The sequence below is a fragment of the Parapedobacter composti genome (assembly GCF_900112315.1).
Lineage (GTDB): Bacteria > Bacteroidota > Bacteroidia > Sphingobacteriales > Sphingobacteriaceae > Parapedobacter > Parapedobacter composti.
Map to the genome: position 1 here is coordinate 148,048 of NZ_FOLL01000001.1, position 26,985 is coordinate 175,032.

Genomic DNA, 26,985 nt, shown 5'->3' on the forward strand with positions numbered 1-26,985 from the left:
ATGTTAGCGATCATACGGGCGGGATATAAGCCGGTACAACCTACCATAACCCCGGCGGGCGAGTCGGTGACATACGAAGAAATATTGCCGGATCATAGGCTGCGCCCGTATATTTATTGTTATTGGCAGCTCAAAACGAAGGCTCCCCTACAGGCGCCGTTTACTTACCGTGTGGTGGCGGATGGCTGCATCGATGTCTTCTTCGAGTTGGGCCGACCTGAGGCGAGCTTCGTGATGGGCTTTTGTAAGCGGTATACGGAATTTGAACTGGATAATGCATTTAACTACGTCGGTGTCCGGTTTCTGCCTACGATGTTTCCGCAGTTGTTCAACGTCGACGCATCCTCGTTGAGCAATCGTACCGAGGACTTGGGCGCTGTCATACCGTCCATGGCCCGTTTCGTTGCGGATCGGTTTGCCCCGGACCTGCCCACCCGTGCTGTCTGGCAACGGCTGGATGATTATTTTCTTCAGCATCTGGCCGGTATCGATTTTAATCAGGACCCGCGCTTATATGGCGCCATTGCCACGATCATGAAGAAATCGGGTGTGCTGAACCTGGAAAAAGACATCGATAGCGGTATCAGCCCGAGACAGCTGCGGAGGCTTTTCGAATACTATATTGGCGACACGGCAAAGACGTTTTCCAAAGTGGTGCGTTTCCAAAATATCCTCCGCGCTAAACCTTCAACCCAAAATCTTCGGGAAAATAAGCTGTTTTATGATGCAGGCTATTACGATCAAGCTCACTTTATCAAAGAGTTCAAAAGCTTGTATGGCGTGACACCGAGTCGCGCATTTGGAAGGTAACTCGTCCGATTTTTACAATTTTAGGTCGCCATCTCGGTGCATTTTTGCATAGGCAAGACAAAAGAATTATTGCGTGCACGCAAGTAGCAGGCAACACAAAAATCCAGACAAAATGAAATTAAATGCAGGAATCATCACCGAAAAACTGGCCGAAAGCAAGGCCTTTTACACCGAAACACTGGGGTTTGGGGTAACATTCGAAAACGAGTTTTATCTCCTGTTGCACACCCCGGGCCACACCGCCGAAATCAGCTTTCTGTTGCCTGATCACCCTTCGCAGCAACCCTTATTCCAGCCTGCATTTGGCGGACAGGGAATCTATCTTACCATCGAAGTGGAGGATGTGGATGAATTATACGAAGCGGTAAAAGCGAAAGGGGTCCCGGTAGCAATTGACCTCAGGGACGAACCGTGGGGTGACAGGCATTTCGCCATTGTCGATCCCAACGGCGTCGGGGTCGATATTGTTACGTATTCGGCAACGGAATAAACCCTTTTTTGTCCCGCGGACATCGGAGCATGCGTTATTCGGCTGCAAAATGGGTATACTCCCGGTGCCGGGCCCGAAAATCCAACATGGTTTTACTATGCAAGCATAGCATTTTTGTTATATTTGCTTCGTAAGGAGCCTGTCAATTATGATTTTCGAACTCACCGAAGAACAACGAATGATCCGGGATATCGCTCGGGACTTTGCACAAAATGAGTTGAAACCCGGCGTCATCGAGCGCGATGAGCAACAGCGCTTTCCTGCCGAACAGGTCAAGAAGCTGGGCGAACTGGGCTTTTTAGGGATGATGGTCGCCTCCAAATACAACGGCGCAGGGCTTGATGCGGTATCGTACGTATTGGTGATGGAAGAGCTTTCCAAGATTGACGCGTCTGCATCGGTGGTGGTGTCGGTCAACAATTCATTGGTGTGCTACGGCCTCGAACAATACGGCACAGAGGAGCAGAAAGAGAAGTACCTAAAGCCATTGGCTGTCGGGGAGCACATCGGCGCATTCTGCCTCTCGGAACCCGAAGCGGGGTCAGACGCCACCTCACAGCGTACCATGGCTGCGGATATGGGCGATTATTACCTGCTTAATGGCACCAAAAACTGGATTACCAACGGCGGCACCGCCTCCACGTACCTGGTGATGGCCCAAACCCATCCCGAAAAGGGGCACCGGGGCATCAACGCGTTCATCGTGGAAAAAGGAATGGAGGGATTCACGGTTGGGTCCAAGGAAAATAAGCTGGGCATCCGCGGGTCAGATACGCACTCGCTCCATTTCAGCGATGTAAAAGTGCCCAAGGAAAACCGCATCGGAGAGGACGGTTTCGGATTTAAGTTTGCCATGAAGACACTCGAAGGCGGGCGTATCGGCATTGCGGCGCAGGCACTGGGTATTGCTTCGGGCGCGTATGAGCTGGCACTGAACTATGCCAAGGAGCGTCAGACCTTTGGCAAACCCATCGCCCAGCACCAAGCTATCCAGTTCAAGTTGGCTGATATGGCCACTCAGATAGAAGCGGCAAGGTTGCTTTGCCTAAAGGCTGCCTGGTTGAAAGATCAGGGCCAGCCCTATGCGCAGGCTGCTTCCATGGCCAAACTGTACGCCTCCGAGGTGGCGATGAAAACTACCGTCGAAGCGGTGCAGATTCATGGCGGCTACGGCTACGTAAAAGAATACCACGTCGAACGCCTGATGCGCGACGCCAAGATTACCCAAATCTATGAAGGTACCTCGGAAATCCAACGGATGGTCATTGCAAGGGATTTGTTGAGCGGGTAGCCCGTACCAGTTATTTCCCTCCGGGCGGGCAATGCTGGCGCAGGAAGTTCGTATATAGCGTAGCCAGATGTTCGGCGGTGCCCTCTTCCTCGTTGATGCTGTGGCTCCGGTTTGGATAGGCCATGAAAGCGAACTGCCGGTTGTGCTTAATCAATTCGTTGATAAGTAGTTCGGCATGCTGGTAATGCACATTGTCATCGGCCGTACCGTGGATATACAGCAGATTGCCAACCAGATTTTTGGCATGCGTAACGGGCGAACCCTGGACAAACGGTGTCCGGTCTTCCTGCGGTAGCCCCATATAGCGTTCTTGATAAATGTTGTCATACATCAGTTGGTCGGCAACCGCTGCAACCGCTATGCCGGTTTTATAGATTTCCGGATATTGGAAGAGCAGGTTCAGCGTGGATGAGCCGCCGCCGCTCCATCCCCATACCGCTACGCGTGAGGAGTCTATGAACGGCCATTTAAGGATTTCCTTTGCGGCCATGGCTTGGTCGCGGATGTTCAGTGTGCCGATGTTTTTGTAAATAGACTTCCGCCACGTACGGCCCTTGGGTGCAGGTGTGCCGCGGTTTTCAACGGAAATATAAATATAGCCGTCAGCTGCCATATCTCCACGGTACAGCCGGTTATGGCCGATGCCGTACGTATCAGTAACGGTTTGTCCGGCTGGCTCCCCATACACGTAGAATACAACGGGATACCTTTTGGTGGAGTCGAAGTCTTTGGGTTTGACCATCCAACCGTCCAGGTTAACGCCATCGGCTGTTGTCACCGTAAAAAATTCAGCTTTGGACGCAGTGGCCGGAGGTCTGGTGGTTTGACCTTTCACCAGCACGTTGTGGTCTGGCAGGCTCACCACTTCCCCTCCGTTGAACAGCTCGTGGCTGCTGAATGTATGGAACGCAACGGTGCCGTTTGGCGACACGTTATAATGATGCGTGCCGGCTTGATCAGCCGGTGTTAGGCGTTCAGGTTGACCGCCGGTCAGCTTCACGCGGTAGAGGTAACGTTGTGTGGCATTTTCCGGCGATGCCGAAAAATAAATATAGCCACGGGCCTCGTCAATCCGGTTGATACCGATGACGTCATAATCGCCCGGTGTGATGAGTTTTTCGTTTCCCTTACGGTCTACCCGGTACAAATGGCGCCAGCCGTCTTTCTCGCTAACCCAAATAAATTCTTTCCCGTTGTTTATCCACTCCCAGCCGGAGGGGTCGTCGTCGTTCCAGCGGGATTTGATGTCTATCCAAGCGTCGTCGGTTTCCCGGTAGATGGGCTGGCAACTGCCCGTTGAGGCATTGGCCAGGTAAAGTGTGCTTCGCTGTTGCCTGCGGTCCAGCTGCTGGATAATGAGTTCATCGCTGTTGGCGGCCCATTCCATGCGCGGCAGGTAGTGCTCCACCGGGTCGCCCGGAACGGCCATCTCAACCGTATTGCCCTGTTGGACATCCACCACGGAAATTGATGCGCCACTGGGTGCCTCGCCCACTTTGGGGTATTCCACGGGAATCGTGTAAGAATAGGTGGAATCCGTATTGTTAATCATCAGGAAATTCCGTATCGTGCGGGCGTCGATGGTCCAGAAAGCAATTTTCCGGCTGTCGGGCGACCAGCGGAACCCGTCGCGGCAGCCGAATTCTTCCTCATACGCCCAGTCGAATGTGCCGTGGATGATGCGATCCGTACCATCGTCCGTCAGCGCGCTTATGGTGTGTGTCGCCAAGTCTTCGACATATAGGTTGTGGCCGCTCACGTAGGCGGCCTTCTTCCCGTCGGGCGACAGCTTGGCGTATTGCAGGGAAGACTCCGGGAAAGACGCGCCCAGTTGTCGGAGCGAGCGGTCGTTCCGGTTATACACCCAGTAGTCGCCGCGGGTATCATAGCGCCATACCCGTTTAGTGTTGGTGTTGATCAGTATCAGCTTTCCATCTTCCGATAGGGAAAACCGGACAACAGGCAACGGCGTGTTCCGGCCAGCGGGCGTCAGGTCGGTCCGTGAGGCCAGTACCGTGCGCTGTTGTGGGTCGGACACCTCCACGGCCACAATTTCTCCCTGTACGCTGTTAATGATAGACTTGCCATCGGCTGTCCACAGCGGCTGCTGCCGCACCTGGGCTTTCGCCACATACAGACTCATTGCCGCGATGAACAACAGTGCGAATCGACAATGTTTTAATGGTAAGAATATCCGGTTCATCATACGTTTGCATTATCCATCCCGCAGCGCTTCGATGGCTGTAACAGACTTAGCCAGTGGCTTGCCCAGTATGCGGTAACCATCAGCCGTTACGAGCACATCGTCTTCGATACGGATTCCACCGAAGCTACGGAATTTTTCCACATTGTCATAATTAATGAAGGCAGCCAGCTTCTTTTCCGCCCGCCAGCGGTCAATTAGTTCCGGGATAAAATACAGTCCGGGTTCCACGGTCACGACAAATCCTGGCTGTAGCTCACGTGCCAGACGGAGAGACTTGAGTCCGAAGGTTTGCGTATCTTTCCGGAGCGCGTCGGTATAGCCCACATATTGTTCACCTAAGTCTTCCATATCATGCACGTCAAGCCCCATCATGTGCCCCGTGCCGCACTGGAAGAACAGCGTATGCGCACCGGCATCGACGGCCGCATCGGTGTCGCCTTTCATCAACCCCAGATCCTTTAAACCATCCACCAATGCACGGCAGGCCGTGAAATGGATGTCCAGGTAACGGACGCGGGGGGCAATGGTACCCGTGGCCGTTTCCAGCGCATGAAGGACCACTTCGTAAGCATCCTTCTGCAACGGCGTAAACCGCCGCCCCGCGGGAAACGTGCGGGTCAGGTCGGCCGCATACCCGAGCGGGGTTTCCGCGCCCGAATCGTTCAGCACGAGCTGGCCTTCCCGAAGTGTGTTGCCATGGTAGTGGTTATGCAGCACTTGTCCGCGAGTGGTCAAGATAGTGGGGTAGGCCAATGCATAGCCCTGCCGCTGCGCCGTGTATTGTACGGTTGCAGCCAGTTCCTGTTCGCGCATGCCGGTCTTTGCCGACCGCATGACGGCCAGGTGCATGTCAACCGTCACATTAACCGCTTTTTCGATTTCGGCAATTTCTTCCGGCGATTTCACCGACCGCTGAGCCACAACGGCTTTGATGAGTTCCACAGACGCAGCCAAGGAAAGCCGCTCTACCGGTATACCCAGCACTTGCGACAGCCTGATGCGGTTGGCGGGCCGGTAAGGGGGCAGGAAATGGATAGGCCTGCCCTTCTGCAGGGCTTCGGTGATGACGCCGGTGAGGGCACCGGTTGGGCGTGTTTCCGTCACGCCGGATGCTGCAGCTTTCGCTTGCAGCGTTTCCTGTTTGCCCATCCAGATTACATCGTCTATGCTCTGCTCATCGCCAAACAGGAGGGTACGGTTTTCATCGATATCGATAACGGCCGTCAAATCAGGGGTCGCTATGCCAAAATAGTAAAGGAACGTGCTGTCTTGCCGGAAGGGATATGGGTTGTCCGGGTAATTGATGGGCGACTCCCCGTTGCCCGACAGCAGCACCATCCCCGATGTTAGACGGGCTTTCAGTTCATTCCTGCGGGTAACGTACGTTTTTGTGTCGAACATGTTTTGGAGAGAATTATTGAAAACGGTCGGGCGTAAAAAGTGTGATATCGGAGGAGGGCGGTGTTCCGTTGGCGAGTTCAGCGACGATTTTACCGGTTGCTGGCCCCATGCTGAGTCCCATCATGCCCATGCCGCCCGCCACAATCAGGTTATCAATAGATGCCGCCCGCCCAAGATAGGGCAGTCCATCGGGTGAGCAGGGTCTGAATCCAAGCCATATTGCCTCGTCTGCTGGCAGTGGGAGCCGGTACTCCGGATAATATTCCGGTATCGATTGGACAATGCCTTCTACACGTTTTATATTAATGCCCCGGTTGATGGGGGCCAGCTCCATGGTGCCGCCGATGCGGACCTTGCCGTTCATGGGCGTGACGGCTACGCGGGCTTCCAGCAACAACGCCGGATACCTCAGCTTTCCGGCGTAGGCGTCCGTCATGAATGAATAGCCCTTGCCGGGCATCAGCGGAATATTCAGCCTTGCCTTTTTCGCGAGCTGTTGCAACCAAGCTCCTCCCGTGAGCACGACCACATCGGGGGAATAGCTGTCGGTGCGGGTTTCCACGGAGGCGATCCGGCCCTGTTTGAGGGTGAAGCGGGTGACTTCAGCCTTCGGAATAAGCGCTGCCCCAAGTTGTCTAAGTTTGTCAGTTAAGCCGCTCATCAACGCCGGCGGGTAAAGGTGGCTGTCGCATCGGTAATGGACAGCACCCCTGACGTCGAGTCGGACGTCCGGTTCCAACTGCTGCACTTGGCTACGGTTCAACACCTCTACATCCAATCCCAGTGATCGGGCTTTTTCTGCCAGGTGGATTTCTTCTTCTTCCGTTTTAGGTGTTTTGTAGAGCATCAGGATGCCGCGGCGCTCCAGTCCGAACCCGCCGTGCAGATCGTCTGCCAGTTCATCGTAAAGCGCTTTACTTAAGTTGTTCAGCGCAAGGATATGCGGTGCACTGCGGTTAACATGGCCGGCATTGGTGTGCTGGAGAAATTTGAACCCCCAGGAAAGTGCCGAAAGGCTAAGGGTTGGTTTGACATAGAACGGGCTTCGGCTGTCAAGCAGCCATTTGATGCCCTGGGTGACGATGCCGGGCGCGGCCAGTGGTGTGAAATGGCTGGGTACGATCATTCCGGCATTGCCATAAGAGCAGTTATCGGAGAAATCACCTTTATCCACAATGCGCACGTCCCAGCCGTCTTTGGCAAGGTAATAACCGGAAGACAGTCCGGTGATTCCACCGCCGATGATGAGTACAGAACCTTTCATTTTGCCAACCCCTGATAATTAGATAACCTGAAAACCATGTGCATAAGGGTCGTCGTCATCCATCATAATCGTGTTATATCCCGTAACCATTGCCCATCCTGCTATGCCGGGCACGATAGCCGGTTTGCCGTCGCCGAAGGCATTGGGGATTTCTGCTTCTATCGTTCCCGTGAATTTGGAGCCGATGACGCTTTCATGGATAAAACGGTCGCCAGGGCGGAGTTTGCCTTTGGCATGCCATTGCGCCATGCGGGCCGATGTGCCGGTGCCGCAGGGCGATCGGTCAATAGCCTTTTCGCCGTAAAAGACCGCATTCCGTGCGGTGGAAGCCGAGTCAAGCACTGCTCCCGTCCACTGGATATGGCTAAGGCCATGGATATGGGGATCTTCCGGATGCACGAAGGTATATTGGTCGTTGAGCCGTTGGCGCAACACTCGGCTCCAACTGATGAGTTGTTCGGCTGAGTAATGTTCCAGTCCGTTGAAGTTATCCTGTGGGTCTATGATGGCGTAAAAGTTGCCACCATAAGCTACGTCTACCTGCAATAAGCCCAAACCAGGGCATTCCACGGTAAGTCCTTCGGCTGCCAGAAAGGATTTGACATTAGTCAGTTTTACCGCCGTTACTTTTTTTCCCTCCTGTACATAGTCGATAAGCACGAGTCCGGCAGGGGTTTCCAGTCGCAGTTTCCCCGGTATTTTGGGGGTCAGCAGCCCCTCTTCGATGGCGATGGTGACTGTGCCGATGGTGCCGTGTCCACACATGGGCAGGCAGCCGCTGGTTTCGATATACAGTACACCCGTATCATTCGCAGGGTCAGATGGCGGATACAGGATGCTGCCGCTCATCATGTCGTGGCCACGGGGTTCAAACATCAGGCCTTTCCGAATCCAATCATATTCAGCCAAAAAATGGAGCCTGCGCTCCATCATGCTGTTGCCCGACAGCACGGGGCCACCACCAGCCACTAACCGTACCGGATTGCCGCAGGTGTGGGCATCGATGCAAAAAAACGTCTTTCTCATACGGAAACCGCTGCATTGTTCAATATACCGTTCACTGTACGCCAGACCCCCAGTGGGTTGGCGTTTTTCAGCTCATCCGGCAACAGTTCATCTGGCCAGTTCTGGTAGCTCACCGGCCGTAGGAACCGCTTGATGGCATCTGGGCCCACCGAAGTAAACCGACTGTCCGTTGTAGCCGGGAACGGACCACCGTGCTGCATGGCGTAGCACACTTCCACGCCGGTAGGGAAACCATTGAGCAGCAGCCGTCCGCATTTTTCCGTCAGTACGTCCACCAACGCTTGAGCGGCTTCCAGTTCTTCGGGTTTGGCGAGCAGGGTAGCGGTCAGCTGACCATCCAGTTGCTGGATAATGCTCAGCAGTTCTTCGGCATGTTTATAGGTGATGACGAGGCCAAAAGGGCCGAATACCTCATGCGAGAGGCCCGGATTAGCAGCGAAAGCCCGTGCGGTTGTTGTGGCGACTACAGGGTTCCCGTGCGAGTCGGGCAATTGTTCTACCACCTCGGCCAGCACGGAAACATCTTCATGGGCGAGTATTGCCGTTTTATTGCGATGGTAAGCAACGGCAATGCCGCCGTGGAGCATCGGCGCAGCCGGAATTCCGCTGATTTCGGCGCGGAGGGCTTCCAGGAAAGCAGGCAATGAAGGGTGGTCTGGTGCAAACAGCAGGCCCGGATTGGTACAGAACTGGCCGACGCCCAGCGTCAGGGAAGCTGCATACTGTTTGGCAACATCCGCAGCGGCGTTTTCCAGCATGCCCGGAAGCAGGAACACGGGGTTTACGCTGCCCATTTCCGCAAAGACGGGAATGGGTTCAGGGCGTTTTGCAGCCAAATCGGACAACGCCTTGCCACCAGAGAACGACCCAGTAAATGCCACGGCTTTGACAGCGGGGTGCACTACCAGGTACTGCCCACCCTCAGGGCCTTCACTGGCAACTGCAGCAAACAAGCCTTCAGGGCCACCGGCCTTGCGTATCCCTTCCGTAATGGCCGCGGCCATGATGGCCGATGTTTCGGGATGGCCCGGGTGGGTCTTAGCGATAACCGCGCAGCCTGCTGCAATGGCAGACGCCGTGTCGCCCCCGGCGGTAGAAAAGGCGAAAGGAAAATTGCTGGCCCCGAATACGGCAACTACACCCAGTCCCTGGCTGGTCTTGCGGAGGTCGGGCTTCGGCGGGGTCCGCATCGAATCTGCCGTGTCTATCCGGGCATCAAGCACAAGGGCAAGTGCATCCGCATAGCTCCGCCACTGGAAAACCGTACGTGCCTTTTCACCGGTCAACCGGGCTTCTGGCAGGTGCGTTTCGGCCCGGGCGGTGGTAATCAGCTCTGGCCCCAATGCCTCGATTTCATCGGCTACCTGATGCATCAGCGCAGCGCGCTGCCTGACGTTCCAGCGTTTGAACGACAGATAGGCATTCCGTGCTTGGGTTACCGCATGGTCTATTGCGTTCAGTGATGTCTTATTATTCATGATACCTTGTCCGTTAGGGCAGCCAACGGCAAATTTAAATAATCCGGCAATACCGGGCGCGTCGCAAGGGCATCATCGATGATTTTTTGCACGCGTGCTCTTTCTTCACCTTCCAACGGCAGCCTCGGCGCACGTACATGTTCGTTGCTCAACTTTTCGGCCGTGGCCGCAAGTTTAATGTACTGCACCAGGCGGGGATGGATATCCAGCTCGAGCAATGGCATGAACCACCGGTAAATCTCCAAGGCCTCGCTGAGCAGACCAGCCTGGACGAGCCTGAAAATTGCCACCGTTTCACGGGGAAATGCATCCACCAAGCCGGCTACCGAACCGTGCGCACCAGCCACCTGGCTTTCCAGTGCCAGAGTATCCACGCCGCCCATGATCTTGAAGCGCTCGCCGAACCGGTTGAGCATGCGGGTTACGTTGGTAATATCGCGGGTAGATTCTTTTACCGCCTGTATATTGGGGCTTTCCGCCAGCTGTTCAAACATGTCCAGCGTGACGTATATACCATAGTCAACCGGGTTATTGTAAATCATGATGGGCAGGGACGTGGCGGTTGCTATGGTTCTGAAATAAGTCACTACCTCCCGGTCGGAAGCTCGGTACCTCATGGGTGGTAGCACCATCAGCGCGTCCGCGCTGCGTTTTTCCGCTTCCCGAGCAAAAAGTACGGCATCATCGGTCGTTTGTTCGGCAATATTCAGTACAACGGGTAGGTTTGATGGCACATGTTGCCTGGTAAAGGTCAATAGTTCGAATTTCTCTTTGGTGCTCAGCGTACTGGCTTCGCCCAACGTGCCGGCGATGATAAGTCCCGAAATCCCGGCGTCGATTTGTGCACGGAAATTTTTTTCAAACATGCCATAATCAATAGCGCCGTCTGCGGTAAAAGGTGTCAGCAATGCCGGATAAACCCCATGCCATAGTTCTGTTTTGCTCATGTCTTCTTTATTAAATATAGTAAGTCTCGTTTTCTATACGCATCTATCCGTTTAGCGTGATGCATGCGGCAGTCGGTTCAAAGATAACGGCTTTGGACAGCGGTGGACAACCCGTCAATTAATCATTCGTATGCAAATATTGACAAGTTGCCTATTTATCGGACGGTTTTATTGGACGGTGTTGAGGTACTTGGAAATGTATTCTTTAGGAGAGGTGCCGATTACGGTTTTGAATACCCGGTTGAAGTTGGTGATACTGTTGAAACCACACGTATACGCTACACCTGCGATGCTGTCATAGCCACCGCCGGTGAGCTTTCGGCAAGCTTGGTTGACGCGGATTTCATTAAGAAACGTCACAAAGGTGACGCCCGTGCGCTTTTTAAAGTAGCGGCAGAATGCTTGAGGGGTAAGGTACGCTTCAGCGGCAACGTCCTCCAAGGTTAGCGCGGTGTGGTAATGTTGGAGGATATAGTTGTAAATATTAGCCATACGAAGGCCTTCTGAATCGGTAATGGGTTCCCTGGCAAAGGTGTAGAGGTGTTCTGGTCTCGGATTTAGCTTGCAGAAAGCCCTCAGCAGGTGGAGAAAGTGCAGCATCTGGTCCATGCTTCCGGAATTCTTGAGTCGGAGGATACGTTTGGAAACGGTATGAAAATGCTGCGGCGGAAGCCGGAAACCGTTGCCGTATTCCTTTAGGAAGGAATTCAATTGGCTTAGCTCCGGCAGTTGAAAAAAATCTGCCAAACGGCCGTTGTTAGGGTCATAGAAAACGGAAATGGTATGCACATCGGCGGACGTCCCGTTTCCGAATTTCTGCCCTTTGAACACGTGCGATTGATTGGGGGCAATCATGAAGATATCGTCGGGGCCGAAACCATGCATGGTGTTTTCGACAATCAGGGTACCCTCTCCTTTAATTATCCAAATCAATTGGGCTTCCTTATGGCGGTGCAGATGCGGATAGAACTGCGGGATAATATCTTCCTGAACCATTACGGTTTTATCGGGTACAACCGGAATCGTAAACTGCAATGCCTTCATGTTATTATGGGGTTAGTTAAATTGTTGTATAAATGTACAGATCTTGATAGTATTTATGCAAATCTTTGGCAATATTGGTTAAAATATGGTGATGCTGGGCTAAAAATCGGGAAGGCTGGGCCAGTTACCGGCATAGTGGATTAAATCGGTGAAATAAAAGTTAATATGTGGCTATAGCAGGGGATAAGTTTGCCCTATATTTGCCCTGTTTGTGCTCCGTTGGCGCATGAAGACTAACCATATTCCAAACCCATACGTAAATTGTTGCGTGGGACGAATGTCAAGATCAGCTACGTTTATGGCAATGAGCATTATTCGACTACAGAAAAGGATGGCAGTCTTGCTATTGGGCATGCTGCTGCCGATGGCAGGGCAGACCCAGCAACCGGGGTTTGCCGAAGCACTTTACGAACAGGCAAGCGAGGCCTCAGGATTGGTCGTCCAATACGGAAACGATGTGCGGGCAATCGATTACTTTTATGGCCCGATGGCGTCCGCCGGCTTCGGCCGGTGGGGGATGGCTTCCGCCAACTCGCCTGAACAGCGGGAGCGCTTGCTGCAACTGGACAACGAGTACCTGACCAAACTTGCCCGGTTGGATTTTGATGCGATGAGCATACACGGGCGGGTAGATTACGTGCTACTCAAACGGAAGATTGAGGCCAATATGATGCGCTTGAAGGAAGAGGCTGAGCGGTATAGGCGCATCGAGCCTTATATTCCGTTCGCCGGAACCATCTATGCTTTTGAAGCGAAGCGCCGGCGGGGCACTAGCGTAGAAGGCCAGGTGGTTGCCCAGCAACTACATAATGCGCTTACTGAATTGGAAGCTGCCAAAAAAAGCATGGAGGGGCGCAGTGAACTTGACCAAAACGAAGCGGCTTTTGCGGCAGCTGTGGTAGACGGGCTCAAAGCGCGCCTGAAAAGTACGTACGATTTCTACAATGGATATGATCCGCTGTTTACCTGGTGGGTACCTGAACCCTATAACGCACTTGACCAAGCACTGGATGAATATGCCAAGCTCATTCGCTCAAAAAGCGATGCCCGCGTTTTTGACGATGGCAGCCATATTGGGGGGCAGCCCATCGGGCGCGAGGAACTGAATCGGCAACTGCAAGAAGAAATGATTGCTTACACAGCGGATGAGCTGTTGAAACTTGCCGATAAAGAATTTGCTTGGTGTGAAGCGGAACTATTGAAGGCTTCACGTGAAATGGGTTTTGGAGACGACTGGCGGGCTGCGCAGGAAAAGGTGAAAAATAGCTATGTGCCGCCGGGCAAGCAGCCGGAATTGATTATCAAGCTGAATGACGATGCCATTCAGTTCATTAGGCAGCATGAACTGATGGATTTGCCTCCGCTGGCAGAAGAAACATGGGGCATGATCATGATGACGCCAGAACGACAACTGGTGAACCCGTTTTTTACCGGCGGCCGGGAAATCAGTGTATCGTATCCAACCAATACCATGTCGCACGAACAGAAGCTGATGAGTATGCGGGGCAATAACCCCTATTTTTCACGCGGTACGGTGCAGCATGAACTGGTACCCGGGCATCACCTGCAATACTTCATGAACAGCCGCTATAAACCTTACCGGAGGGAAGCGTTCAATACGCCGTTCTGGACCGAGGGATGGACGTTGTACTGGGAGTTGCTGCTGTATGACAAGGGATTTGCACAAACGCCGGAGGAACGTATCGGCATGCTCTTTTGGCGGATGCACCGCTGTGCGCGCATCACCTTTTCGATCAAATTTCACCTTGGTGAATGGACACCGCAGCAATGCATCGATTACCTCGTAGACAAGGTGGGACATGAGCCGGCCAATGCCCACGGTGAGGTGAAACGTTCTTTTGAGGGTAACTACGGGCCCTTGTACCAACTGGCGTACCTGGTGGGCGGTTTGCAGCTTTTCAGCATCAAGAAAGAACTGGTAGATAGCGGAAAGATGACGTTTAAGCAGTTTCACGACGCCGTTATCAAACAGAACTACCTGCCGATGGAAATGGTACGTGCCACGTTAACCAACCAAAAGTTGGAGAAGGATTATGAAACAAACTGGAAGTTCTACGATTTCAACAGATGACTACAATAACGGATAAGGGATTTAAATCATCTTTGGGATTGATGGACGCTACCATGCTGGTAGCCGGAAGCATGATCGGATCGGGCATATTCATTGTCAGTGCGGATATCGCACGGAATACCGGCAGTGCGGGTTGGCTCATGATGGTATGGCTGATTACCGGTTTCATGACACTCACGGCCGCACTGAGTTACGGGGAGCTCAGTGCGATGTTTCCAAAAGCGGGTGGGCAATATATTTACCTGCGGGAAGCTTATAACCCCCTGGTCAGCTTCGTGTTCGGTTGGACGTTTTTTACGGTTATCCAAACAGCCACCATCGCCGCGGTGGGGGTGGCTTTTGCTAAATTCACAGCCTATCTGCTGCCGGCGTTGGATGAAGACGTGACAGTAATGGATTGGGGATTTCTGCAGCTATCGGCAGCCCAGCTGGTTTCTATTGCCGTTATCCTATTGCTCACCATCGTCAATACCCGGGGCGTCAACAGTGGGAAGGCCGTACAAACCGGCATCACCGTTATCAAAATTGTCAGCTTGCTCGGCTTGGTGCTTTTCGGGTTTTTTGCTTTTAACCTGGACGTATGGCGGGCCAATTGGTTGTCAGGCAATGCATGGCATCTGCACCGGCTCAACACAGACGGCTCGTTGGCGGAATATACGGCATTCGCCGCGCTGGGTGCCGTTGCCGCAGGCATGGTGGGCGCAATATTCAGCAGCGATTCATGGCATGCCTCTTCATCGGTTGCCGGCGAAATCAAAAACCCGGGGCGTAACGTGGGGTTGAGCTTGGCATTGGGCACCATTATCGTCACGGTGGTTTACCTGCTGACCAACCTGATGTATACCGGCGTACTCACGATGGAACAGATGGCCGCATCGGATAAAGATCGGGTGGCGATGACCGCGGCCCGGGAGATTTTCGGGCCCTTGGGCATCACCATCATTGCCATCATGATCATGGTCTCTACTTTTGGCTGCAACAACGGTCTGATCATGGCAGGAGCCCGGGTATACTACTCCATGGCACAGGATGGACTCTTCTTCCGGAAGGTGGGAAAATTGAATAGGTTTTCGGTTCCGGGTGTGGCGCTTTGGCTGCAATGTATCATCGCTTCGCTATGGTGCCTCAGCGGCAAGTACGGCGACCTGCTGGATATGATTTCCATCGTGGTGGTCATGTTCTATGTGCTATGTATTATCGGTATCTTCAAATTGCGTAGGTCGAGACCCGGGGCGCCGCGGCCATACAAAGCTTTCGGCTACCCGGCGTTGCCGCTGATGTACATTCTGATGGGAACAGCCTTCATTGTACTGATGATCATCTACAAACCGGATTATACCTGGCCGGGGGTTATCATTGCGTTGCTGGGTATTCCCGTTTATTACCTGATACGTAGGCGGAGCTCGCTTCCGCCGAACTCCGATGTCGGCAACTCCAAGTAAATAATAATGCTGTAACTATGAACTGCAAGGAAAAAATATGCCGTTACCTGGCTCAACTGTGTGTATGCGGATTGATTACTATAAACGTGGCCGGCGCCCAGGGCACCGCGGAAGACTATCAGCGGGCGGCTGCATTTGGCGAGACCACCCGAAATAAGGTGTATTATTCCCCCAGCAGCTTCACCTGGCTGGAAAACGAGTTGAAATGCTGGTACGTAAACCAGACGCCGGAAGGCAAGCGTTTTATGCTGGTAGATGCTGTTGCGCGCAGCAAGGTACAGGCCTTCGATCATGGTAAACTCGCCGCTTCACTGGCTTCCGCAAGCGGGGAAAGCGTAGATGCTGATAGCCTTCCGTTTAACGCTATAAGGTATATAACGGCTAGCCAAATCGAATTTGACGCTTTTAATAAAGTGTGGAGTGTCAGCTTAGCCGATTACCGGGCGACCGACACGGGAAGGAAGCCCGAACCTCCGCGTTGGGGCCGTGGGGGCGGCCGTTATTGGGGCGACCCGGATGAGGACGGCATTCGCGAGATCCCCTCGCCCGACAGCAACTGGGTGGCTTACATTAAGAATTATAACGTCTACGTCCGCCCGAGAGGCAAGCGCGAGGGTGAGCTGCAGTTGAGTTATGACGGGGCGTTAGGAAATGCTTATTCGCCGTACATTGCCTGGTCGCCGGATTCCAGGAAACTGGCCGTCAACAAGGTAAGGCCCAACACCCAACGGAAGATTTATTTCGTCGAGTCATCGCCCAGCACGCAGTTGCAGCCTATCCTCCAGGAGCGGAATTACCTGAAGCCCGGTGATGCGCTGCCGCAAAGTCAACCGGTATTGTTCCTGCTGGAAAGCAGGCAATCTTACGCGGTCCAGCCAGAACTGATTCCCAATCAGTATGGCTTGTCGCGCCTCGAGTGGCGTAAGGACAGCCGTGCCTTTACCTTTGAATACAACCAGCGGGGCCACCAGCGTTATGAAGTGTTTTCGATGGATGCGTCAACAGGTCAGGTTTCCTCATTAATCACCGAAACCAGCAGTACGTTTATCGACTACAGCGGCAAAAAGTACCGGAAGGATATTAACGACGGACGGGAAATGATCTGGGCTTCGGAGCGCGATGGCTGGAACCACCTTTACTTATATGACGGTAGCACAGGGAAAGTGAAAAACCAGATTACCAAAGGGGAGTGGGTGGTGCGTGAAGTTGTGCATGTAGATGAAGAAAAGCGGTATCTCATCTTTGCCGGCAGCGGACGCGAAGCTGGACAGGATCCTTATTTTATCCAGTATTACCGCGTAAATTTCGACGGGTCGGGCTTGACCGCCCTGACCAGCGAAAATGGCAACCACCGAGCTACATTTTCTTCGGACCATTCCATGTTTGTTGACACGTATTCGCGGGTTGACGCCGCGCCGGTGTCGGTGCTGCGCAGCGCAGCGGATGGCAAGGTATTGCTTGAACTGGAAAAAGCCGACGTCAGCGAGCTGCTCGCCACGGGCTGGAAGTATCCCGAGGTGTTCCACGCCACGGGCCGCGACGGCGTTACAGACATCTGGGGCGTTATCATCCGGCCTTCGAATTTTGACCCTTCTAAGTCTTATCCCGTCATCGAAAATATCTATGCTGGGCCACAGGGATCGTTCGTACCCAAGAACTTCGGCACACAGCAGGGGATGGCTGCCTTGGCCGAGTTGGGTTTCATTGTGGTGCAGATCGATGGGATGGGTACGTCTAACCGTTCCAAAGCCTTTCACGATGTCTGCTGGAAGAACCTAAAGGATGCGGGGTTTCCCGACCGCATCCTGTGGATGAAGGCCGCAGCCGCCAAGTATTCGTACATGGACCTCAGCCGCGTGGGTATCTATGGTACCTCAGCCGGTGGGCAGAACGCGGCAGGCGCGGTGTTGTTCCATCCCGAATTTTACAAGGTAGCTGTGTCGTCATGCGGGTGCCACGACAACCGGATGGATAAGATGTGGTGGAACGAGCAGTGGATGGGCTATCCAATCGGGCCGCATTACGCCGAATGTTCCAACGTGGTTAATGCGCACCGGTTGCAGGGCCGGTTGATGCTTATCGTCGGCGAAGTAGATGACAATGTAGACCCGGCGTCCACCATGCAGGTGGTGGATGCGCTCATTAAGGCGAATAAAGATCATGAGCTGGTGGTCGTGCCAGGATTAGGACATAGCTCGGGCGGAGAATATGGTGAACGCAAACGCCGCGATTTCTTTGTGAAACACCTGCTTGGGGTAGAGCCGCCGGTTTGGGATGGGCAGCGGGAGCTTGTTAAAATAGATAAGCGGCCTTGAATGTAAGCGAGGGTTCTACGTGTCCCCCGGCACGTCGGTAGCCCTTGTGCCGGATCGGAGAATAATACATTAAATTCCAAGTTGAAGTTGCGAAAATCCGACTATAATCCGGTGAAGTAGTAAAGTATATTTGTCATATAATACGCTAACCAATTAGAAGTTATTCATCGATTGCAGAGGGATCTACGGCATGTCTCAATAAGTGTTATATAGACATGTTAAGATAATCAGCGTTAGGATAATTGGCATTCCGGAACGAGCTTACGGCATCGCGGGTTTATATAGAAATGAGTTTACTATGGTGTTACCAAATTTAACCAAATGGTCGAAAAATGAAAAAAGTGCAACTATCAACATGGCTAAATAGCTTCGTGTGTTGTTTTCTGCTGTTCGCCATGCAGCAATTGTATGCGCAGGAGATACCGGTGGCCGGTGTGGTGCGCGATCAACAGGGGAATCCGCTGCCCGGAGTCAGCGTCGTTGAACGGGGTACCGGCAAAGGAGTGAAAACCGATGAAAACGGTTTTTATGAGATTAGCATAACGTCCGCCGGACGAACGCTGATTTTTTCATCGGTAGGTTTCCATGCGCAGCAACATGTGATCCGGGCAGCGGCTGGGAGCTTCGACATTACGTTGGAAGAAGACTTATCCAGCTTGGATGAGGTGGTCATCATCGGCTATCAGGATGTAACCCGCCGGAAGACAACGGGTGCTATTGCCTCGGTAAAAGGAAAAGAGTTCGAGAACACGCCTTATACGACATTCGATGCCATGTTACAGGGCCGGGTAGCGGGTATGACGGTATTGAGCCCGTCCGGAGAGCCGGGCACAAATAATATTGTCAATATCCGTGGGAGCAGCAACCTTGAGTTGGCCAATAATTCCATTTCCGCGCCTTTATACGTGATAGACAACATCATCTATGATGTAAATGACTTCGGTTCGGCCTATGGGGCAAACCCGTTGCAGTCTATCAACCCCAACGACATCGAATCTGTCGATATCCTGAAAGATGCTTCGGCATCAGCCATCTATGGGGCCCGGGCTGCGAATGGGGTAATCATTGTTAAAACCAAGCGGCCGATGGCCGGTAAACCGGAAATCCGCGTATCGGCGTTTTACGGTATTGCTGATCGCCCGGCGATGAAGCCCATACAAGTGGGAACCGCGGAACGGCGTCTCAAAATGGATATGCTCTATATCGGCGGCAATGACAACTGGTTTTATAATAATCAGCTGAGCATGATGCTGACCGATAGCCTGAATCCGGCATTTAACAACAATACCGACTGGCAAGGGCTGTTCCTGCGGGCTGCCGCCCTGAATAACGTCAATGCCAGCGTGGGGGCGAGTACTGAAAATTTCACTTATCGTTTTTCTGTGCAGCGGTATTACGAGGAAGGCGTGATGATCGGCTATGAAAATGACAACGTCACACCTCGCATCTTCCTGCAGGCCAATCCCACACCGAATCTCCAGTTCGAAACTAACCTGTTTGCCGGTCTCACAAGGGCCAAGCATGGCTCGGGAGATGGTGTGTACGGATCCAAGTATCCTTTTAACACTTGGGGGTTCCCGTCGTCGTTCTGGCAGATTACCGATGAGGAAGAGGCGGTGTATACCGGCAGGTACGACGACTTGATGGACAATGACAGGACGACCAGCATTAATGGCAATACGGCTTTTACCGTCAAAAAGGTTGTTGTTCCGGGACTGTCTTTTCGTACGCAATTCTCTTATAACATCAACAACAATACGCGTGATCTCTTCCAGCCGGGCCTGATTACGCCGAACCGCAGGAACTATGCGCGGAGCTGGGTGTACCAGAACCAGCGCTGGGAAGTGGAAAGTTTTTTTAATTATATCAAGACCATTAAAGATGACCACACGTTGTCCGGCGTGCTGGGCTACGGTATGGAAAAGAATACGCAAAACAACCGCTTCGCGTCCGGCTGGAATGACAACAGCACAGTGGTCAAATCCGTGTCTGGCATACCCTCCGGGCCGGATCTGTATGCCTGGACCGACCTCGCAGAACGCTCGCGGGTGTCGGTGTTCGGGCGCCTAAGTTACGACTACAAGGGACGCTACCTCTTATCCGGTAGTTACCGTCAGGATGCTTCGTCACGGTACAGCCGAGACAATCGCTGGGGTGTGTTCCCAGCCGTGTCGGCAGGATGGGCCGTATCGGAGGAACCATTCTTTGAGCCGCTTAAGCATGCGGTGTCTTTCTTCAAATTCCGGGGAAGTTATGGGCTTACCGGCTTGGATCCAGGCAGTTACTATGCGCAATACATGACGCTTGGCTTCAACGCTGGATACGTAGGAGCGGTGTTGGATAACGGCAATGAAGTGGCCCCCAATACGTATAACGGCACCACCGTAACCTACCCGAATTATCAGAACGCAGCCTCCTCACCCGGTATCCGCTGGGAACGCACGCCGCAGTTTAACGTGGGGGTCGACGCCAATTTCATCGAGGACCGGATATCGGTAACGGCCGACTACTATATCCGTAATTCCCAATCCTTGGTATTCCAGTCGCCCGCACCCTTGACCACGGGCTTTTCTCAGCTGACCGGCAACTTTGTTGATATCCGCAATTCGGGGGTAGAACTGACGATCAATTCGGTAAATACGCGCGCCGGGGCTGCCTTCCATTGGAGTACCAATTTCAACATCGCCTTTAACAAGAATATGGTTACCGGACTGCCCAACGGAGGGCGTGAGTTCCGTACGGGGCCGCCCTGGATGGAACGTACATTGAATATCGGGCAACCGTTGTTCCCCTTTCAGGTATGGCGGGTTAATGGGGTTTTCGCCACGGACGCCGACGTGCCCATCGATCCGCTCACCGGCAACAGGTTACGCAACGGTCTCACCGGACAATACTATAAAGCAGGCGACCCGGCACCTGTTGATGTTAATGGCGACTACATTATCGATTACCTCGACAAGATTTCTTTAGGTGATCCCAACCCGCGGGTTGTTGGGGGGTTAACTAATAGCTTTGCCTACAAGGGGTTCACTTTGCAGGTGCTTGTCACCTTCGTAGAGGGGCGGAGCTTGTGGAACGGTTACTTGTCCGACCGGCTGCAGGATGCTGGGTCGCCTACCTTGTTTACCACCTGGGGAACCAATTCAGCGATTGCGGGCGACTTCAACCTGTCTGACTTCTGGCTGCGGCCGGGTGATCGATCGCGTTTTCCGAACCTGTTTTCCAATACGGTGGACAACTGGCACATTGCTCAGAATTATTTCGTAGAGAATGCCAGTTTTGTGAGGCTTAAGAACATCCAGCTGGGGTATAACTTGCCGCAGAAAATCGTCGACAAGCTGAGGTTCAGGTCTATCCGGCTGTTCAGTGTGGTCGATAACCTGTATATCCGCTCATGGTCAGACACCCCAGACCCCGAAGCCGTTGAGCCGAATGGTTACTCCACCGGGAATGGATATCCTATTCCTAAGAAGTTCACGTTTGGAATTGATGTATCATTTTAATCCGATAGACCATGATAAGGAAAATAGTTATCGTGCCAATCTGTATGCTGCTGTTCGGCATAAGCGCCTGCAGCAGTTTCCTCGACCTGGAACCCCAGAGCAACCCGACCGATTTAAACTTTTGGAAGACCGAAGAGGACGCCAATTCGGGCGTGGCTTCTATATATGCACTGCTGCGGCAAGCGTTCAATTATGCCGAAGGGATGAGCTTCTACGCGTATGGCGATCTGCCGTCTGACGAGTTCAGCACGGCAAACGGCGGCGTATGGCCTTTTCCTGAAGTGATTAACATGAACTGGTCGATGGCGGTTCCTTCTTCAGAGACCTGGCATGTCATGATGCGCCTTCGGCGATATGACCTGTTTTACCGGACCATTGACCAGGCCAACCGTGTGCTAAAATATGTGCCGGAAATGCCAGCCTCGGCATTTCCAAGCGAGGCAGTCCGCAACCGGCTCCTGGGCGAGGCGTATTATCTGCGTGCCTTCACCTATTTTTACATGAGCCGGGTTTGGGGCGGTGTGCCGATTGTAACGGCCACCGTACCGGTAGATGAGGCGGAAGATCTCCCCGCCTCTCCGGCGGATGCCGTGCTGGCCCAGTGCTTGGCCGATATCGAAATAGCAAAAGGGTTGCTCAGCTGGGAGCGGGGCTCATCAACCAACAGGGCTGTACGGGCTAATAAGGCAGCGTTGTTTGCGTTAGCGGCACATGTGTATGCTTGGCAGGGAAATTATGCCCAATGTGCGGTAGCTGCAGACTCGGTCATACAACGCGGCGGACTGGCTTATGTGGGGCGTGCGCGTAGTTCCTACCTTACCATATTTGAGGGGCAGTCGGAAGAAGGGATATTCGAGATTTCACAAAATGCGGCAAACGAGGGTACCAGACTGGGCGTAGGCTATTATACACTGGTTGAACCCTACCTGAGGGGCCAAGCGGGCAATCCGCGGCTGATGATTTCGCATAGCCGGATTGGTGAGCTTTATGCGAGCAACGATCTGCGCCTGGGGAGTGCCTTTGATATTACCACGAATGAGGTATCTGCCGTCTGCATCAAGTATTCAAATGTTGCCTATACAAATGAAACGGCTAATGCAGTGGCGGTGTTCAAAAACAACATCATCGTGTTTCGGTATTCGGACGTCAGGCTGCTGCAGGCAGAAGCGCTCGCGGCTACGGGCAACAGCGGTGCGGCGCTGGCTATCCTCAATGAAGTGCGAGCACAAGCCGGGTTGGGACATTGGGATCAGAGCGGTGACTTGTTTTCCGAAATCATTGAAGAAAGGGGACGCGAATTGTTTCTTGAAGGACACCGTTATTATGACCTGATCCGTCTGGCTCGTTATAACGGAACCCTACGGTTTGGTCCGAAGATGACGTCCGCCGAATTCAACGCCGGGAAGTACTACTGGCCGTTTGACCCAACCTTGCTGAATGTAAATAAACAGCTACGGCAAACGCCGTTTTGGAGCAGGATAAATATGTAAGGAGCCATATTAAAAAGGTTATGTAACCGGCATCAATTGCCACAACAACACGACACGAATAATGAAAACAGTTAATATTTCGAGGTTATTGTTTATCCCGCTTTCCGTAGCGGCGTTGTTAGCCGCCTGTGGCAAACAGGATTATTTGGTTGACGGTGGGCGGCATGAGGCCCGGGTAAACCTGAGCACTTACGATTACTTAGCGCAACATCCGGCAGGGTTATTTGATACGCTGATTACCGTTATCGATCATTTCGGTTTGCGGGAGGAAATCAATAATGCGGCCACGTTCTTTGCGCCAACTAACTACTCCATCCGGCGTTTTTACCAACACAAGTGGAACGAACTCCGCGCCATAGATGAGAACGCAACATATTCACTGGATCAGATGCTGCAGGATATCGTAGTTGACTCGCTGAGGGCCTATATCTATCCCGATGGCCACTTTAGCCTGGCCAGCGCATCCACGCAGTATACACCGATTGCTAATGCTTCGGGAATAGAAGGTTTTAGGTATCATAAGCAGTTGCAGCCGCCGGGGCAGTGGTCGTTCCAGCCGGTCTACTATCTGTTTTACGTCAAAGTGCGGGGAGAGCAGGATGGGGTGGCCGACGACGGAACGGTGACCACCCCGGAGGGCGATTTGGCCGACCTGCGGATACGGTGTCAGACCCAAGGTATTGAAACCGCTACTGGAACTATCATCAATGTGTTGGCTAACAACCACACGTTTATATCGGATTTTAATCCGCCGCAGGAGGAAGTGGAGCCCGATTGGGGGATTGTGTTTGAATATGATTTGGCGTTCCCCTATGACGCAGCAAATTATTCCGGTACTACGGTATCCGTAAACCAAAGCCAGTTAGCCGATGCATTAGGGCTTTCAACGGCTGAAATCGTCAGCCTATTCGGCAGCACAATAATCTTCTACGGCGCAGAAAGTACCGGTGAGCTTAACCCTAACAGTACGGCAAATGCCCCGGGGCATTGGTTTGACGAGGAAGGCAATGTAACCAATTGGGGAGCCACCGCCCGGTTGTTTTCGGAGTACAACGTGGCAGGCTTCAGCTTCACTATCGGCCAGTATCCAGGCCAGACCAATAGGGGAACGACGTATACCATCCGGCAAGCCATGGTCTATAACGATGGGGTTGGAGAGCCCATACAGGTTACCTTTATTTTTAACGTGACCATTGAATAAGTGAATGCGCATAATAGGTGTAAACAAAAAATATCAAGGATGAATGTGAGATTATCGACGGTGTCGGCCCTTGTGGGAACGGCCGTGGCCATAGGAAGCTGTACCAAAGTAGAAAACGGGTACATCAGCGATTACATTACCTACAATATACAGACACTGGAAGCCGTTCAGGGTCAGGTGGCTTATACCGGTTCACTGGTGTTGGATGGGAGCACATCACCTGTAAACGTGCGGTTGCTGAGCATCCGGGATAAGGAAACAGGGCGGGAGGCAACCGAATTCCTTGAAACATACGATATCGCGACGTTTCAGGGGGAGATTACAGCTGAAGACAATACATTGGAGAAGCTGATGACCAAGATAGCCATCGCTAAGGTGCCGGCTATTATGATCAATGAAACAGGTGGCCGAGTGGGGCTTACCCGATCGACCACCAACGTAAATACCGGGTTGTATACGATTGATGTGGAGGTCACCAACGTCAGGGGAACAAAGGTACTCAATGAGGCGCTCGATATCCGACTGCTGCCGGCCGTGTCTCATAATATTTCCTATCAGGCCATGACAACGTCGGACTTCGGGATAGAAGATAATTTTATTGATGCGAGCCAGCATCTTGAGATTGAAGTGCGGCGCGAGCCGACCGAAGAGAATAAAATCATTCTGCAGTGGGTAGACCGAAACGGTACCCCATTCAACCCCAAGGCGGGCGAAATCATCAAACGGGGAGATCGGCCGACGTTTTCAGATTGGTCTCCTTATTTCCCCGAGGAGGTGACCGACACGGGCATCAGCTATAAATTCCCGAATACGGGCCTGAACTATCCGCTTATTCGGCAAATCAATTTGGCGGGATCTGCCTGGAATGACGGCATTGTCTACTACCGGGTGGTTGGATCAGCTACAGACATCAACAGGAACATCAACCCGGTGAGTACCATCAACTATCACCTGAACGGTACCTACACGGTAATTTATCATTTGAAAAACGTAGTCCGAACAGTCCGATGAATATCAGTTTGAGTTTGCTTAGGTGGATTTACCTTGTCATAGCCGTGCTGTTGCTGGCAGGCGCCTGCAAAAAGAAAGGCATCGCGCCGGAAATATTGCCCGAGGAGGAAGAGGGGCCGCAGGCCGGTACGCTGGGTGTCTATATCCCCAAGGAGTTTGCGCAGATGGATCTGAACAGCAGCTTAAGCACATGGTCTTACGCCAGAAGCCGGCAGTCTGAACATTTTATCGTCTTCTGGGGGTTTGGCTATGGAAGTCATGATCCTAACTCGCCTGACGTTCCGCAGGCTTATCGTGTAGACATCGATGACCTGCTGGATAAGGCCGAAGAATTTTATGAGCTGAATATCAATACGCTGAAATTCGCCGAACGGGGCATCGGCCAATCCAATCTGGATCGGTATAAAATGATGATTTTCCTTCACTATACTACCGAATGGATGGCCTACGGTGGTGGGTATGACGATGTCATCGGTGCCTTATGGATCAGTCCAAGCACAGCGCAACCCGTGGGGGCGACCATTGCACATGAAATCGGACACAGCTTCCAATACCAGGTGCGTTGTGATTTGGGGGCCGCCCACGGCTTTCGGTACGGCTTCGGCGGCAATGGTGGAAACGGCTTCTGGGAACAGACCGCTCAATGGCAGGCTCACCAGAGTTATCCTGGCGAGAATTTTGGATCACATCATTTTTCGGTATACGCCGAAAACTATCATCGACATCAAATTCACGAATGGTACCGTTATGCCAACTATTTTATTCACCACTATTGGGCGGATAAGCATGGGTTGGATATCATCGGCAGGATTTGGCGGGAAGCGATCCAGCCTGAAGACCCCATTCAAGCGTACAAACGTATAACGGGCATCACTGACGCACAATTGAATGACGAGATCTACGATATGGCTACCAAGTTTGCCACTTGGGATATTGGGGCACTACGCGATTTGGGTGCAAATCATATTGGGGCGTTGACCTATAAGTTTACCATGCTTGCAGACGGAACCCTGCGTGTTGCGTACGATCGTACCCCCGGCACGACAGGATATAACGTCATCCCCCTGGAAGTACCGGATGCCGGCACCGAGGTTTCCATTGCCTTTACTGGCTTAATTAATAAGGCGGGGTACAACCCCATTGCTGTTCCTTCCCGTGCCGGCTGGCGGTATGGCTATGTTGCACTGCTTGGAAATGGCAACCGCGTATATGGGGATATGCAAAGTGGTACAAGCGGTACAGCCACCTTTACGGTTCCGCCCGGAACAGAGCGGCTGTTTTTCGTTGTTACCGGCGCCCCTGCCTCATATGCGCCACATGCCTGGGATGACGATGAGTCCAACGACGAACAGTGGCCCTACGAGATAAAGGTTACGAATACCAATGTCATCGGATACCTGACGTTCGATGACGACGATGAACCGGAAGATATCACCTTTACCTATAATATCAGTTTTCCTTATGACGCCCAAAATTATTCGGGAACAACTGTGAGCGTTGACCAAGGGCAGCTTGGCTCTGCATTTGTCTTCCAGCCCAGTGACATTGCTGCCCGGCTGTCCAGCGGAACGGTCTCGTTCTATGCGGTTGAACCGACGGGCACCTTAAATGGAACTACCACGGCAAATGGTTATGGACATTGGTTTGGCGCCAGTGGAAATGTGGTTCCATGGGGTGCTGACGCCCGTATTTTCTCGGAGTTTAACGCGTCGAATTTGGTGTTTACGATCGGACAGTATCCCGGGCAGACGACGGCAGGTGCCACGTATACCATCAGACAGGCCCTGGTATATGAGTACGAGCCGGGGCGAACCGTTCAGGCGACTTTTGTCTTTAACGTGAACATCCAATAGGCAGTCAGGGCCGCATCATTTGTGGTGCGGCTTTTTTTTGCTCCGGCCTGTTGCCGCATTTTTGCAATATCGGTCTAATTTTTGTCTGCCCGACCTCTTTCTACCCATCCCTTTTCCCTAT

General features: G+C 52.7%; 18 protein-coding genes. 11 read left to right on the forward strand and 7 right to left on the reverse strand.

All coding sequences use genetic code 11. From position 1 onward, the window contains the following. From BM030_RS00590 to BM030_RS00600, 3 genes are all read left to right on the forward strand, one after another. Complete coding sequence (locus BM030_RS00590) at positions 1-810, forward strand: AraC family transcriptional regulator (RefSeq protein ID WP_090970036.1); 810 nt, start codon at positions 1-3, stop codon at positions 808-810. Positions 811-922: 112 nt separating this feature from the next. Next, entirely contained in the window at positions 923-1,300 is a 378-nt protein-coding gene (locus tag BM030_RS00595) for a VOC family protein (RefSeq protein ID WP_090970906.1), read from the forward strand. Positions 1,301-1,448: 148 nt separating this feature from the next. Beyond that, positions 1,449-2,591, forward strand: coding sequence for an acyl-CoA dehydrogenase (locus BM030_RS00600; RefSeq protein WP_090970038.1), 1,143 nt, complete (start codon positions 1,449-1,451; stop codon positions 2,589-2,591). A 10-nt stretch (positions 2,592-2,601) separates the two neighbouring features. Here BM030_RS00600 and BM030_RS00605 read toward each other — a convergent pair whose 3' ends face one another. The 7 genes from BM030_RS00605 to BM030_RS00635 all read right to left on the reverse strand — a co-directional run bounded on the left by BM030_RS00605 (position 2,602) and on the right by BM030_RS00635 (position 11,957). Then, positions 2,602-4,797 carry a S9 family peptidase gene (locus tag BM030_RS00605; protein ID WP_244518577.1) on the reverse strand — a complete coding sequence of 732 codons (2,196 nt, stop codon included), beginning with the start codon at positions 4,795-4,797 and terminating at the stop codon, positions 2,602-2,604. 9 nt (positions 4,798-4,806) lie between these two features. Beyond that, a complete protein-coding gene (locus tag BM030_RS00610; RefSeq protein WP_090970041.1) occupies positions 4,807-6,198 on the reverse strand; it encodes an aminopeptidase P family protein in 1,392 nt (463 codons plus the stop codon). Between the two features lie 13 nt (positions 6,199-6,211). Then, the gene (locus tag BM030_RS00615) at positions 6,212-7,462 is read right to left on the reverse strand and encodes an NAD(P)/FAD-dependent oxidoreductase (RefSeq protein WP_090970043.1); all 1,251 of its coding nucleotides are present in this window, start codon (positions 7,460-7,462) and stop codon (positions 6,212-6,214) included. Between the two features lie 18 nt (positions 7,463-7,480). Next, positions 7,481-8,488: a 4-hydroxyproline epimerase gene (locus BM030_RS00620; protein WP_090970046.1), complete on the reverse strand. Its 1,008-nt coding sequence runs from the start codon at positions 8,486-8,488 to the stop codon at positions 7,481-7,483. Then, entirely contained in the window at positions 8,485-9,966 is a 1,482-nt protein-coding gene (locus tag BM030_RS00625) for an aldehyde dehydrogenase (NADP(+)) (protein ID WP_090970048.1), read from the reverse strand. Before BM030_RS00625 ends, BM030_RS00620 begins: the two co-directional genes overlap by 4 nt. Then, positions 9,963-10,913 (reverse strand): dihydrodipicolinate synthase family protein, encoded by a 951-nt coding sequence (locus tag BM030_RS00630; protein WP_090970050.1) that lies wholly within the window; start codon positions 10,911-10,913, stop codon positions 9,963-9,965. Before BM030_RS00630 ends, BM030_RS00625 begins: the two co-directional genes overlap by 4 nt. 168 nt (positions 10,914-11,081) lie before the next feature. Continuing rightward, positions 11,082-11,957, reverse strand: a complete 876-nt coding sequence (locus tag BM030_RS00635) for an AraC family transcriptional regulator (protein ID WP_090970051.1) — start codon at positions 11,955-11,957, stop codon at positions 11,082-11,084. 331 nt (positions 11,958-12,288) lie between these two features. Between BM030_RS00635 and BM030_RS00640 the strand changes: the two genes are divergently transcribed. The 8 genes from BM030_RS00640 (at position 12,289) to BM030_RS00675 (ending at position 26,864) form a co-directional block, all read left to right on the forward strand. Beyond that, positions 12,289-14,049: a DUF885 family protein gene (locus BM030_RS00640; RefSeq protein ID WP_244518578.1), complete on the forward strand. Its 1,761-nt coding sequence runs from the start codon at positions 12,289-12,291 to the stop codon at positions 14,047-14,049. Next, positions 14,046-15,491: an APC family permease gene (locus BM030_RS00645; protein WP_090970055.1), complete on the forward strand. Its 1,446-nt coding sequence runs from the start codon at positions 14,046-14,048 to the stop codon at positions 15,489-15,491. The genes BM030_RS00640 and BM030_RS00645 overlap by 4 nt, the downstream gene beginning before the upstream one ends. A gap of 17 nt (positions 15,492-15,508) precedes the next feature. Continuing rightward, positions 15,509-17,806, forward strand: a complete 2,298-nt coding sequence (locus BM030_RS00650; RefSeq protein WP_090970057.1) for a S9 family peptidase — start codon at positions 15,509-15,511, stop codon at positions 17,804-17,806. A 332-nt stretch (positions 17,807-18,138) separates the two neighbouring features. After that, a complete protein-coding gene (locus tag BM030_RS00655; protein WP_090970059.1) occupies positions 18,139-21,309 on the forward strand; it encodes a SusC/RagA family TonB-linked outer membrane protein in 3,171 nt (1,056 codons plus the stop codon). An 11-nt stretch (positions 21,310-21,320) separates the two neighbouring features. Beyond that, complete coding sequence (locus BM030_RS00660; protein WP_090970061.1) at positions 21,321-22,799, forward strand: RagB/SusD family nutrient uptake outer membrane protein; 1,479 nt, start codon at positions 21,321-21,323, stop codon at positions 22,797-22,799. A 61-nt stretch (positions 22,800-22,860) separates the two neighbouring features. Continuing rightward, positions 22,861-24,000: a DUF4859 domain-containing protein gene (locus BM030_RS00665; protein ID WP_090970063.1), complete on the forward strand. Its 1,140-nt coding sequence runs from the start codon at positions 22,861-22,863 to the stop codon at positions 23,998-24,000. Between the two features lie 39 nt (positions 24,001-24,039). Beyond that, positions 24,040-25,011, forward strand: coding sequence for a DUF5007 domain-containing protein (locus BM030_RS00670; protein ID WP_090970065.1), 972 nt, complete (start codon positions 24,040-24,042; stop codon positions 25,009-25,011). After that, entirely contained in the window at positions 25,008-26,864 is a 1,857-nt protein-coding gene (locus BM030_RS00675) for a DUF4859 domain-containing protein (protein WP_090970067.1), read from the forward strand. The genes BM030_RS00670 and BM030_RS00675 overlap by 4 nt, the downstream gene beginning before the upstream one ends. Positions 26,865-26,985: the final 121 nt, after the last annotated feature.